Here is a 12,903-nt window from a genome sequence, read left to right as displayed (position 1 = left end):
TCAGCCACCGCTCCCGAGCGGCGGCGTGCTCAGCGGGAAGAACGGGGCCCCGCCGAGGGTCTCGCAGCGCCGCACCTCCTCCGGCTCGGCCGCCAGCTCCTCCAGGAGCTGCTCCCGCGCCTGCTCGGCGGCCCGGCCCAGCCGGCGGGCGCGGGCGGACAGCCCGTCGCCGAACCGATCCGCGGGCCGGCCCGTCCACGCCCCCGCCGACATGGCCCGCTCGGCCGGGTCGAAGGCCGTCCGCAGGGCCTCGAGATCGGGGGCGAGGTGGGTGAGCGTCGTCCTGAGCCGCTCCTTGCGCGGGTTCGGCACCATCTCGTGGGTGCCGGTGCCGTCGTCGCACATCGCGTGGACCCCCTCCTGGTGATCGACAGCCGCCCTGCCACGGCTGGACCTGAGGGGAGTATAGAACCACGACCGCCCGGCCGCACCCCGTCACCCGACCGGGCCACCCAGGGTTGAGCGGAATGCGCTCAACTTTGTCGATGTTGACCTGATCAGACATTCTTCGAACGACACGACACGGCCGTCGAGCACACCGCTCCCGGTCGGGGAGGACAGGGGACACCCATGGATCTCAACCTCACCAGCAAGGCCCAGGAGGCCCTGTCGACCGCGGTGCGGGACGCCGCGGCGGCGGGGCACGCCCAGGTCGAGCCCGCGCACCTGCTCGCGGCGCTGAGCCAGCAGGGCGACACGACGACCGGACCGCTGCTCGAGGCGGCCGGGTCCAGCCCGCAGGCGGCCAAGCAGGCCGCCGACGCCGCGCTGGCCGGCCTGCCGCGCGCCAGCGGGTCCAGCATGGGCAACCCGGGTCTGTCCCGGGCCATGCACGGCGTCGTCAAGGGGGCCCAGGACGCCATGTCGGCGATGGGCGACACCTTCGTCTCGACCGACCACCTGCTGTTGGCCCTGGCCCGGGCGGGAGTCGTGCCCGGGGTCGACGCGGACGCCCTGGCCGAGCGCATCCCCGCGCTGCGCGGCGGCAAGAGGGTGGACTCCGCCGACCCCGAGGCCACCTTCGACGCGCTCGGCAAGTACGGCACCGACCTCACCGCGATGGCGCGCGAGGGCAAACTGGACCCGGTCATCGGCCGGGACGCCGAGATCCGCCGCGTGGTCCAGGTGCTGTCCCGGCGCACCAAGAACAACCCCGTCCTCATCGGCGACCCCGGCGTCGGCAAGACCGCGGTCGTCGAGGGCCTGGCCCAGCGCATCGTCGCCGGGGACGTCCCCGAGTCGTTGCGCGACAAGACGCTCATCTCCCTGGACCTGGGGGCGATGGTCGCCGGCGCGAAGTACCGCGGGGAGTTCGAGGAGCGGCTCAAGGCGGTGCTCGCCGAGATCACCGGCAGCGACGGGCAGGTCGTCACCTTCATCGACGAGCTGCACACCGTCGTCGGGGCCGGTGCCAGCGGCGACTCCTCGATGGACGCGGGCAACATGCTCAAGCCGCTGCTGGCCCGCGGTGAGCTGCGGATGGTCGGCGCCACCACGCTGGACGAGTACCGCGAGAACATCGAGAAGGACGCCGCCCTCGAGCGCCGCTTCCAGCAGGTCTTCGTCGGCGAGCCCTCGGTCGAGGACACCATCGCCATCCTGCGCGGGCTCAAGGAGCGCTACGAGGCGCACCACAAGGTGGCCATCGAGGACTCGGCCCTCGTCGCCGCGGCCGACCTCTCCGACCGCTACATCCCCGGCCGCCAGCTTCCGGACAAGGCCATCGACCTCGTGGACGAGGCCGCGAGCCGGCTGCGGATGGAGATCGACTCCTCGCCGGTCGAGATCGACCAGCTGCAGCGGCAGGTCGACCGGCTGACCATGGAGGAGATGCACCTGGCGCGGGAGGAGGACGAGGCGTCCCGGGCCCGGCTGGAGAAGCTGCGCTCCGACCTCGCCGACCGCCGCGAGGAGCTGGCGGCGCTCACGGCGCGCTGGGAGGCGGAGAAGACCGGCCTCAACCGGGTCGGTGAGCTCAAGGCGCGGCTCGACGACCTGCGCACGCAGGCCGAGCGGCTGCAGCGCCAGGGGGACTACGAGGGTGCCTCGCGCCTGCTCTACGGCGAGATCCCTGCCGCCGAGGCCGAGCTGGCGACCGCCCAGGAGGAGGAGTCGGCGCTCGAGCGGAGCAGCGACGCCACGCCCATGGTCAAGGACGAGGTGGGCGCGGACGACGTGGCCGACGTCATCTCCGCCTGGACCGGCATCCCGGCCGGCCGGCTGCTCGAGGGCGAGACCGAGAAGCTGCTCCGGATGGAGTCGGTGCTCGGTGAGCGGCTCATCGGCCAGCACACCGCGGTGCGGCTCGTCTCCGACGCGGTGCGCCGCTCGCGGGCCGGCATCTCCGACCCCGACCGCCCGCAGGGCTCCTTCCTCTTCCTCGGCCCCACCGGGGTCGGCAAGACCGAGCTCGCCAAGAGCCTCGCGGACTTCCTCTTCGACGACGAGCGGGCCATGGTGCGCATCGACATGTCGGAGTATGCCGAGCGGCACGCGGTCGCGCGCCTCATCGGGGCGCCCCCCGGCTACGTCGGGTACGACGAGGGCGGTCAGCTCACCGAGGCGGTCCGCCGCCGGCCCTACAGCGTGGTGCTGCTGGACGAGGTGGAGAAGGCCCACCCGGAGACCTTCGACATCCTGCTGCAGGTGCTCGACGACGGCCGGCTCACCGACGGGCAGGGACGCACGGTCGACTTCCGCAACGTCATCCTCGTCATGACGTCCAACCTGGGCAGCCAGTTCCTCGTCGACCCGACCACCGACGAGCAGACCAAGCGCGAGCAGGTCATGGGCACCGTCCGGGCCAGCTTCAAGCCCGAGTTCCTCAACCGGCTGGACGAGGTCGTCATCTTCGACGCGCTGACCCGCGAGGAGCTGGCCACCATCGTGGGGCTGCAGGTCGCCGAGCTGGCCCGCCGGCTCGAGGGGCGCCGCATCGGCCTGGAGGTCACCGGTGCCGCCTCGTCCTGGCTGGCCGAGCGGGGCTACGACCCGGCCTACGGCGCGCGACCGCTGCGCCGCCTGGTGCAGACCCAGATCGGGGACCGGCTGGCGCGGCTGCTGCTCTCCGGCGAGGTGCGCGACGGCTCCCACGTCGTCGTCGACCTCGACGAGGGCACCGGGGAGCTCCTGCTGCGGTGAGCGGGGGCGGCCCCGCCTGCCGGACCTTCGCCCCTCGTTCACCACTCGTTCACCCAAGGCCGTAGATCGCGTCACGTGCGGCTCCTACCTTCTCAAGCGTTGGCGATGCCGCCAGCGTGCCCCTGGACGCGCCGGTGCTCCGCCACCGGCCCGGGGCCACGATCCCTGACAGACGTTGAGAGAGGTTCCCCGTGAAGCAGCACCGCTTGACCCGCACGGTCGCCATCGCCATGGCGGCGTCCTTCGCGCTCGCCGCCTGCGGCGGAGACGACAGCAGCTCGGAGGGCGAGGCCGGAGGCGGCTCGGAGTCCGGGGGCGGCGAGCTGTCCGGCCGCCTGGTCGGCGCCGGCGCCTCCTCGCAGGAGTCCGCGATGACCGCCTGGATCGCCGGCTACCTCGAGGTGCAGCCCGAGGTCGAGGTGCAGTACGACGCCGTCGGCTCGGGTGCCGGGCGCGAGCAGTTCCTCGCCGGCGCGACGGACTTCGCCGGCTCCGACGCCTACCTGGACGAGGACGAGCGCGGCATGGTCGCCGACGCCTGCGCCGGTGGCGAGGCCATCAACCTGCCGATGTACATCTCGCCGGTCGCCGTCCCCTACAACCTGCCCGGGGTGGACGAGCTCAACCTCGCCCCGGAGGTGCTCGCCGGCATCATGAACGGCGACATCACCACGTGGGACGACGAGGCGATCGCCGCGGACAACCCGGACGCCGAGCTGCCGGGCACCGAGATCACCGTCGTGCACCGGTCCGACGACTCGGGCACCACGGAGAACTTCCTGGAGTACCTCACCGCCGCCGCCCCGGACGCGTGGCCGCACGAGCCCTCCGACGCCTGGCCGGTCGAGGGTGGCGAGGCCGCCGCGCAGACCACCGGTGTCATGCAGGTCATCAACTCGACCGAGGGCACCATCGGGTATGCCGACGCCTCCGCCGTGACCGGGCAGTCCGCCTCGATCGGGGTCGGCGAGGAGTTCGTCCCGTTCTCCCCGGAGGCGGCCGCGCGGGTCGTCGAGAACTCCGAGCCGGCCGAGACCGGTGTCGAGGGCGACCTGGCCCTGGAGCTGGCGCGGGACACCACCGAGTCCGGTGCCTACCCGATCGTCCTGGTGAGCTACCACATCGCCTGCAAGGAGTACGACGACGCCGAGCGCGCCGACAACGTCAAGGCGTTCCTGGAGTACGTCGCCTCCGAGGAGGGCCAGCAGGCCGCGTCCGACGCGGCCGGCTCGGCCCCCATCGGGGAGAGCACCCGTGAGCAGGTCATGTCCTCCATCGACATGATCCAGGGCGGCTGAGCCCGTTCGGACCCGCGAGCACGCCATGACGGCGGACGTCACCCACGGGGGACGTCCGTCGTCGCGGGCGTGTGACGGTCGTCGACCGCAGACGAGAGGCCCACGATGAGCACAACGCAGCCCGAGCCGGACCGGGGCGGTGGCGTCGCCACGACCGAGCCCCCGACCGGCGGCGGCGGCAAGGTCAAGCGCCGGGCCGGGGACGTCGTCTTCAGCGGCACGTCCCTGTTCTCCGGGGTCCTGATCCTGCTGATCCTCGCCCTGGTGGCGATCTTCCTGGTCTGGCAGGGCATGCCGGCCCTCACCGCGCCGGCCGAGGAGATCAGCGGCGGTAACGGGTTCTGGAGCTACGTCTGGCCGATGCTGCTGGGCACCGTCGTCTCCTCGATCGTCGCCCTCGTCCTCGCCACGCCGGTCGCGGTCGGGATCGCGCTCTTCGTGTCCCACTACGCGCCCCCGCGCATCGGACGCACCATCGGGTTCGTCATCGACCTGCTGGCGGCGGTCCCCTCGGTCGTCTTCGGCATGTGGGGCCTGTTCGTCTTCGCCCCCCGGCTCGTCCCGCTGCTCGACTGGCTCGAGGCCAACCTCGGCTTCCTGCCCTTCTTCGCCGACAGCTCGGCCACCGGGCGGACCCTCATGACCGCGTCGGTCGTGCTGGCGGTGATGATCCTGCCGATCATCACCTCGGTCTCGCGGGAGGTGTTCCTGCAGACGCCCCGGCTGCACGAGGAGGCGGCGCTGGCCCTCGGGGCGACGCAGTGGGAGATGATCCGCACGGCCGTGCTGCCCTTCGGTGGCCCGGGCGTCATCGGCGGGGTCATGCTCGGCCTGGGCCGCGCGCTCGGCGAGACGATGGCGGTGGCCATCATCCTCTCGCCCGGGGTCTTCACCTGGAACATCATCGGGACCGGCAACAACACCATCCCCGCCGAGATCGCGCTCAACTTCCCCGAGGCCGCCGGGCTGCGCCTGTCCGAGCTCATCGCCGCCGGGCTGGTCCTCTTCCTCCTCACCCTGGCCGTCAACCTCGTCGCTCGCTGGATCGTCGAGCGCCGGGCCGAGTTCTCCGGAGCCAACTGATGAGCACCACCACGACGACGCCCCCGGACACCACCCCTCGCGGCGCGGAGCCGGACTACGTCCCCTCACCCGTCCGGGCCACCAGCCCCCGGCCGCTCATGGTCATCGGCGCCGGCGCCGTCCTGCTGTGGCTGGCGCTGTGGTTCGTCGTCGACCTCAACCCGGTCTTCTCCCTGGTCGCGTCCTACGTGGTGTTCCTCGTGGCCTCGTGGGCGACCTACCGCTCCCTCGGCGGCTCGCGGGTCGCGACCGACGTGGTCATGCGCTGGCTGGTCTACGCCGCCTTCGTCTGCGCCATCGTGCCCCTGATCTCCATGCTCTGGACCGTCTTCAGCCAGGGGCTGCCGTTGGCCTTCAGCCCCGGCTTCTGGACCCAGGACATGGTCGGGATCACCGGTGCGGACGACCAGGCCTACGCGAGCGGGGAGACCGACACCCTCGCCGGCGGTGCGGGCCACGCCATCATCGGCACCCTCATCATCACCGGCACGGCCGCGCTGATCTCGGTGCCCATCGGCATGTTCACCGCGATCTACCTCGTCGAGTACGGCGCCGGCAACCACCTGTCCAAGGGCATCCGCTTCCTCGTGGACGTCATGACCGGCATCCCGTCGATCGTCGCCGGCCTCTTCGCGTTCGCGCTGTTCACCCAGGTCGTCGGGATCCGGGACGCCAAGATGGGCATCGCCGGCGCGGTCGCCCTGTCGGTCCTCATGATCCCGACCGTCGTGCGCAACAGCGAGGAGATGCTGCGGATCGTGCCCAACGAGCTGCGCGAGGCCTCCCTGGCGCTCGGCGTGCCGAAGTGGCGCACCATCGCCAAGGTGGTGCTGCCCACCGCGGCCTCGGGCCTGGCCTCCGGGATCACCCTGGCCATCGCCCGCGTCATCGGGGAGACCGCCCCGCTGCTCGTGGCCATCGGGTTCGCCCGCAGCTTCAACACCAACATGTTCGAGGGGCCGATCAACAGCCTCGCCGTCTACACCTACTGGATGTTCACCAAGCCCCTCGACCCGGCGCTCATCGAGCCGAGCCGGGAGCGGGCCTGGGCGGCTGCGCTGCTGCTCGTGCTCATCGTCGTCACGCTCAACCTCGTGGCCCGCGTCATCGCGACGTTCTTCGCCCCCAAGACCGGCCGCTGACGGCATACCCCCTGTCCGGAGAAGAGAGAATCACGCACATGTCCAAGCGCATCGACGTCAAGGATCTCGACATCTACTACGGCGACTTCCACGCCGTGAAGAACGTCTCGATGACCATCGAGCCGCGGTCCGTGACCGCGTTCATCGGTCCGTCCGGCTGCGGGAAGTCGACGGTGCTGCGCACCCTCAACCGCATGCACGAGGTCATCCCGGGCGCCTACGTGAAGGGCGAGGTCGCCATCGACGGCACCAACCTCTACGGCCGCGGCGTCGACCCGGTCGACGTCCGCCGCCAGGTCGGGATGGTCTTCCAGCGGCCCAACCCGTTCCCGACCATGACCATCAAGGAGAACGTCCTCGCCGGGGTGCGCCTCAACTCCAAGCGCATCTCCAGCAAGGCGGCCGACGAGCTCACCGAGAAGGCGCTGCGCGGGGCCAACCTGTGGAACGAGGTCAAGGACCGCCTCGACAAGCCCGGGTCCGGGCTGTCCGGCGGGCAGCAGCAGCGGCTGTGCATCGCCCGGGCGATCGCCATCCAGCCCGAGGTCATCCTCATGGACGAGCCGTGCTCCGCGCTCGACCCCATCTCCACCCTGGCCATCGAGGACCTCATCAACGAGCTCAAGGACCGCTACACCGTCGTCATCGTCACGCACAACATGCAGCAGGCGGCGCGGGTCTCGGACAAGACCGGCTTCTTCAACCTCGAGGCGACCGGCAAGCCCGGCGAGCTGGTCGAGTACGACTCCACCCAGAACATCTTCAACAACCCGGGCCAGCAGGCGACCGAGGACTACATCTCCGGCCGCTTCGGGTGACCGGTCGCCGCCGGTCGCGCGCGCTGCCGCCCCGCTCGGGCGGCGGGTGCGTGATACTGGACGTATGAGGTCTCGCGGCGGACGGCACACCCTCACCCGGACGGGCGGGGCGAGGCTGGCGCTGGCGCCGGCCGCGGTCCTCGCCCTGGTGCTCGCCGGGTGCAGCGACGGCGCCGACGAGTCGGCCACCTCCTCGGCGCCACCGCCGCCGACCGCCGCCGACCGGCTGGCCCAGGCGCACGACGTGCTGGTCGACGCGGGGTCGGTCGGTCTGACGCTCACCGGCACGGACCTGCCGGAGGACGAGACGTCCTACATCATCAGCGCCGAGGGTGCCGGCACCATGGAGCCGCCCGCCTTCGACGGCACCATCACCGCCGTCATCGCGGGGGTGCAAGCCGACATCCCGACGGTGGCCCTCGACGGCGAGCTGTGGGTGAAGCTGCCCTACGTCCCCGCCCACGTCAACACCGACCCGGCCGAGCTGGGGGTGCCGGACCCGGCGACGCTCTTCGACCCCGAGGACGGTCTCGTGGGTCTGCTCGAGCAGACCCAGGGGCCGGAGTTCGGAGAGCGCTCCCGGGCCGGGGCCGAGGTGGTGCAGCAGGTCGTCGGCACGCTCCCGGGGGAGACGGTCACGGACCTGCTCCTCGTCGGCGACGCCGAGTCCGAGTTCGACGTGACCTACGGTCTGGTCGAGGAGGACTGGCAGGTCCGCAGCGTGGAGATCACCGGACCCTTCTACCCGCCGGCGACGTCGACCTACACCGTGACGCTGGACGCCTACGGCGAGCCGGTCACGGTGACGCAGCCCTGAGGATGACGCGGACGCGGGAGGAGGGGCGGGGGGCCGGACCGCCCGAGCCGACCGAGGCCACCACCCGCCCGACCGCCGGGCCCGCCCGCGGGGCCCGGGCGCTGCTGGCCGTGGCCGCGCTCGCGGTGGCGCTGGCCGCCGCGGACACCTACGTCGTCGTCCTGGCGCTGACCGACATGATGGCCGGTGTCGGCGTGGGGATCGAGTCGCTGCAGCGCGGCACGCCGATCATCTCCGGGTTCCTGCTGGGCTACATCGCCGTCCTGCCCCTCATCGGGCGGCTGTCCGACCTGGTGGACCGGCGCCGCATCCTCATCTGGTGCCTCGTCGTCTTCGTCGTGGGCTCGGCGGTGACCGCCGCGGCCGTCGAGCTGCCGGTCATGGTCGGCGGCCGGTTCCTGCAGGGCCTGGGCGGTGGCGGTCTGGTGCCGGCGACCCTCGCGCTGGTGGCCGACCTGTGGCCGCGCGGTCGCCGGGGGATGCCGCTGGGCGTCGTCGGCGCCGTCCAGGAGCTCGGGTCGGTGCTGGGACCGCTGCTCGGGGCGCTCGTGCTCGCCGTCGCCGGGTGGCGGGAGATCTTCTGGCTCAACGTCGTCCTGGGCCTGCTCGCCCTCCTCGGCGTCGTCCTCATCCGCACCCCCACCCCCACCCCCACCCCCGACCGGGCGCCGCGAGTGGTTGCCCCCACCCCCGACCGGGCGTCGCGAGTGGTTGCCCCCGACCCCGACCGAGCGTCGCGAGTGCTTGGCCCTGGGGCGACCGGGCGTCGCGCAGGGTGGGTGACGGGGTGGGGGACGGGTGCGGCATACCTGCTGACGGTCCTCGCCGCCGCTCTCTGGACCCTCGCCCTCTGGGCGCCGCAGGCGCTGACGACCTCGGTGGAGCTCGGCCTGCCCTTCGTCCCCCTCGACCCGGACTCCGGATCCCGGGTCGCCACGCCCGTCGGGCTCGCTGCGGCAGCGGTGACGCTGCTGCTCGCCCTGGTCACCCTGCCGCGGTGGCTGCCGTTGCTGCTGCGCGCCGACCTGCTGGGGGCCGCCCTCGTCGCCGTGGCCCTGGGCTCGCTGGTGCTGACCTTCTCCACCGCCGACCCCGAGACCGAGGTGCTCGGGCCGTGGGGGGTCTGGCTGCTGCCGCTCGGCGCCGCGTCGGCGGTCGTCTTCGTCCTGCGGCAACGGCTGGCCGCCGCGCCGCTCGTCCCGCGCGGCGTCGTCCGGCGCCGGGTCTGGCCGGCGCTGGTGGTGAGCCTGCTGGTGGGGGCCGCGATCGTCGCGGTCGTCGTGGACGTGCCGCTGCTCTCCCGCCTCACCCAGGGCACCGACGAGACCGACGCGGCCCTGGTGCTCGTGCGCTTCCTCGTCGCCGTGCCGGTCGGGGCGCTGCTGGGCGGGTGGCTGCTGCGCCGGGTGGGTCCGGCCCTGGTCGCGGCGCCGGGGCTGGCCCTGGCCGCGGTGTCGATCCTCGCCATGGCCCGCTGGGAGCGGGCCTCGCTCGACGATCTCGTCGGCACCACGCTCGCCCTCGCCGGTGCCGGTCTGGGGGTCGGCCTCGCCATCGCGCCGGTCAACGACGCCGCCCTCGCCGACGCCCGGGAGGACGGCCACGGCACGGTCAGCTCGCTCGTCGTCGTCGCCCGCATGGTGGGCATGGTGGTCGGCCTGGCCCTGCTCACCGCCCTGGGCCTGCGCCGCTTCCACGTCGAGGTGGGCAGCCTCGCCGACCCGACCGACACCGACGCGCTGCTCGACGCCGCGGTCGTCCAGGTGCAGACCGTCCTCACCGGCGCGGGGTATGCCGCGGCGCTCGCCGCGGTGGTCGCGCTCGCCCTGGGCCGGCGGCCGGTCGGCGCGTTCCGGGCGGACGCGCCGGGGTCCTAGACCTCCGGGGTGCCCTGGTGGAAGCGTTGCTGCCACCGCTGGCCCGAGCGCTGCCAGACCGAGCTGCGCAGGGTGCTCGACCCGGGACCGACCCCGCGCCAGACGAGCAGCACGAGGTCGCCGGGCAGCCGCTGGACGTCGAGCACCTCGAGCTCCACCCGGTCGGTCAGCGGCGCGATCTCCGCGAGCATCTCCTCCCGGCTCCAGCGGCGGCCCGAGCGGCCGATCTCCTGCCACTCCGGATGCAACAGCGCCGCGACGGCCGCAGGGTCGGAGCGCACCTCGCCGGTGAGCAGCGAGCGCTCCAGCGCCACCACCTGCTCCTCGTCCCCCGGCTCGTCGACGAGGGAGAAGAGGTCGTCGTCGGCCCGACCGCCGACCGTGAAGTCATGCTCCGCCGGCGCCGACACCGCGCCGAACCCAGGCCCGGGCTCCGGCTTCCGGCCCGCGGCATACGCCTGGGCGGCGGCGTTGGCCAGCCGGTCGGCCTGCTCGTTGAGCTCGTGCCCGGCGTGGCCCTTGACCCACTGGAAGCGCACGTTGGGGCGCATCGCGGCGTCCAGCGCCCGGATGATCTCGAGGTTGGCGACCGGCTTGCCGTCGCCCTTCTTCCACCCGCGCCGCTTCCAGCCGGGCATCCACTGGGTGATGGACTTGATGGCGTACTGCGAGTCGCACAGGACGAGCAGGTCCTCGTCCAGGTCGGCCGTCTGCTGCAGCAGGTCCAGCACGGCGGTGAGCTCCCCCATGTTGTTGGTCCCGTGCTTCCACCCGCCGCTGGCCCAGCGGTCGGCGTCGACGTACCACCCCCACCCCGCCGGTCCAGGGTTGCCCAGGGCGGATCCGTCCGCGGCCGCGACGACAGTCATGCGTCCAGCCTAGGAGACCTGCCGACGACCCCGGGGAGGACCTAGGCTGCAGGTATGACCGGCACCCTGCACCTGGTCGGCGAGGCCGAGGCCGACCGCATCCTGACCGAGCACCCCTTCGCCCTGCTGACCGGCATGCTCCTGGACCAGCAGATCCCCATGGAGGTCGCCTTCGACGGCCCGCGCAAGATCGCCGAGCGGCTCGGCTCGGTGGACCCGAGGACCATCGCCGACACCGACCCCGAGGAGTTCGTGGCGCTCTGCGCCACGCCTCCCTCGGTCCACCGGTTCCCCACGTCCATGGGCCGGCGCGTGCACGACCTGGCGACCGCCGTCGTCCGCGACTACGACGGCGACACCGCGGCGATCTGGACCGACGGGGAGCCGGACGGCAGGGAGGTCCTCAGGCGGCTCAAGGCGCTGCCCGGCTTCGGTGACCAGAAGGCCCGGATCTTCCTCGCCCTGCTCGGCAAGCAGCGCGGCCTCACCGCCGAGGGCTGGCGCGAGGCGGCCGGCGACTACGGCCGGGACGGCGTCCACATGTCGATCGCCGACGTCACCGGCGCCGACTCGCTGCAGCAGGTGCGCGCCTACAAGAGGGAGAAGAAGGCCGCCGCCAAGGCCGCCCAGGGGTGAGCGGCTCCCCGATCGAGCCGGCCGCGGCCCTCGAACCGCCCGGCCGGGGGTCCGTGTGGTCCACCCCCGGCATGGTGGTGCTCGCGCTGCTTGCGACCGCCGGGTTCACCGGGTATGCCGCCCTGCTCCCCGTCGCGCCCCTGTGGGCGGTCTCCGGCGGCGCGGACAGCGGCGGGGCGGGGCTGGTCAACTTCGTGCTCCTGGGGACCACCGTGGCCACCCAGTTCGCGGTCCCGTGGGCCATCGGCCGGGCCGGGTGGGCGTGGGTGCTCTCGCTCGGCATGGTCTTCCTCGGCGTGCCCTCGCTCCTGCACCTGCTCACCGCGGACCTCGGTCCGGTGCTGGCCCTGTCGGCGGTGCGCGGGGTGGGCTTCGGCATCCTCACGGTGGCCGCCAACGCCGCCGCCGTGCTGCTCGTCGAGCCCGCTCGCCGGGGCGCCGCGGTCGGGGCCTACTCCTTCGCGCTGTCCCTGCCCCTGGTCGTGGTCATGCCGGTGGGCGGCTGGGTCGCCGACGCGGTCGGGTTCTGGCCGGTCTTCGTCGTGGGCGCCCTGCCGCTGGCCGGGATCCCGGCCTGCGTCGCGGTGGCCCGCCACCTGCCCGCACGCTCCACCCACGACGCCAGCCACCCCGAGGTGGCCGAGCCGACCACGTCTCGGGCCACTTACCTCGCCCTGCTGCGCCCGACGCTCGTCCTGCTCGCCATCACCTTCGCCGGGGGAGCCGTCATCACCTTCGCGCCGCAGATGGTGCAGGTGCCCTGGCTCTCCGCGGCGGGCCTGTTCGCCGTCGGGCTGCTCTCGGCGATCACCCGGTGGCAGGTCGGCGGGCTCGCCGACCGCGCCGGTGCGCAGCGGCTGCTCGTGCCCGCGGTCCTCGTCAGCGCGCTCGTCCTGGCGGCCCTCGCCTGGGTGGTGCGGTCCCCCGTCGACGCCTCCCGCGCCGTCCCGTGGATCCTGGTCTGTGCCCTCGTGGGGGTCTGCTACGGCACGCTGCAGACCCTGACCATGCTGCGTGCCTTCGAGGCCGCGGGTCCCCGCCGGGTCGGCGCCGCCAGCGCGGTGTGGAACGCGGGCTTCGACACCGGCACCGCCACCGGCTCGCTCGTCGTCGGATGGGTCGCCGTGGCCTCCGGCTTCGGACCGGGCATGGCCCTGGCCGCCGTGCTCTGCCTGCTGACGGTGCCGCTGGCCCGGGTCGCCCCGCGCCGCTGACGCAGGCC

At 73.1% G+C, this 12,903-nt stretch carries 11 protein-coding genes; 9 read left to right on the top strand and 2 right to left on the bottom strand.

Going from position 1 to position 12,903, the window contains the following annotated elements; all coding sequences use genetic code 11:
• A complete protein-coding gene (locus AVL62_RS17150) occupies window positions 1–345 on the bottom strand; it encodes a hypothetical protein (protein WP_058892187.1) in 345 nt (114 codons plus the stop codon).
• Between the two features lie 225 nt (window positions 346–570).
• On the opposite strand from AVL62_RS17150, the gene clpB reads away from it, so the two are divergent.
• From clpB to AVL62_RS13550, 7 genes are all read left to right on the top strand, one after another.
• Entirely contained in the window at window positions 571–3,141 is a 2,571-nt protein-coding gene (gene clpB, locus AVL62_RS13580) for an ATP-dependent chaperone ClpB (protein WP_058892186.1), read from the top strand.
• Window positions 3,142–3,332: 191 nt separating this feature from the next.
• Window positions 3,333–4,439, top strand: coding sequence for a phosphate ABC transporter substrate-binding protein PstS (pstS, locus tag AVL62_RS13575; RefSeq protein ID WP_058892185.1), 1,107 nt, complete (start codon window positions 3,333–3,335; stop codon window positions 4,437–4,439).
• A gap of 105 nt (window positions 4,440–4,544) precedes the next feature.
• Entirely contained in the window at window positions 4,545–5,522 is a 978-nt protein-coding gene (gene pstC / locus AVL62_RS13570) for a phosphate ABC transporter permease subunit PstC (protein ID WP_058892184.1), read from the top strand.
• Complete coding sequence (gene pstA, locus AVL62_RS13565) at window positions 5,522–6,664, top strand: phosphate ABC transporter permease PstA (RefSeq protein WP_058892183.1); 1,143 nt, start codon at window positions 5,522–5,524, stop codon at window positions 6,662–6,664. The genes pstC and pstA overlap by 1 nt, the downstream gene beginning before the upstream one ends.
• 38 nt (window positions 6,665–6,702) lie before the next feature.
• Entirely contained in the window at window positions 6,703–7,482 is a 780-nt protein-coding gene (pstB, locus tag AVL62_RS13560) for a phosphate ABC transporter ATP-binding protein PstB (protein WP_058892182.1), read from the top strand.
• A gap of 64 nt (window positions 7,483–7,546) precedes the next feature.
• On the top strand, window positions 7,547–8,299 hold the full coding sequence (locus tag AVL62_RS13555; RefSeq protein ID WP_058892181.1) for an LppX_LprAFG lipoprotein: 753 nt from the start codon (window positions 7,547–7,549) through the stop codon (window positions 8,297–8,299).
• 2 nt (window positions 8,300–8,301) lie between these two features.
• Window positions 8,302–10,176: an MFS transporter gene (locus tag AVL62_RS13550; protein ID WP_083518960.1), complete on the top strand. Its 1,875-nt coding sequence runs from the start codon at window positions 8,302–8,304 to the stop codon at window positions 10,174–10,176.
• Here AVL62_RS13550 and AVL62_RS13545 read toward each other — a convergent pair.
• Window positions 10,173–11,045: a ribonuclease HI family protein gene (locus tag AVL62_RS13545; protein WP_058892180.1), complete on the bottom strand. Its 873-nt coding sequence runs from the start codon at window positions 11,043–11,045 to the stop codon at window positions 10,173–10,175. The genes AVL62_RS13550 and AVL62_RS13545 overlap by 4 nt on opposite strands.
• A gap of 54 nt (window positions 11,046–11,099) precedes the next feature.
• On the opposite strand from AVL62_RS13545, the gene AVL62_RS13540 reads away from it, so the two are divergent.
• A complete protein-coding gene (locus tag AVL62_RS13540; protein ID WP_058892179.1) occupies window positions 11,100–11,681 on the top strand; it encodes an HhH-GPD-type base excision DNA repair protein in 582 nt (193 codons plus the stop codon).
• A complete protein-coding gene (locus AVL62_RS13535; protein ID WP_083518959.1) occupies window positions 11,678–12,895 on the top strand; it encodes an MFS transporter in 1,218 nt (405 codons plus the stop codon). The genes AVL62_RS13540 and AVL62_RS13535 overlap by 4 nt, the downstream gene beginning before the upstream one ends.
• The last annotated feature ends 8 nt before the right edge of the window (window positions 12,896–12,903 follow it).

This window comes from Serinicoccus chungangensis, assembly GCF_001483745.1.
In the GTDB taxonomy this organism is placed as follows: Bacteria; Actinomycetota; Actinomycetes; order Actinomycetales; family Dermatophilaceae; genus Ornithinicoccus; species Ornithinicoccus chungangensis_A.
This window is presented reverse-complemented; position numbering and strand designations above follow the sequence as displayed.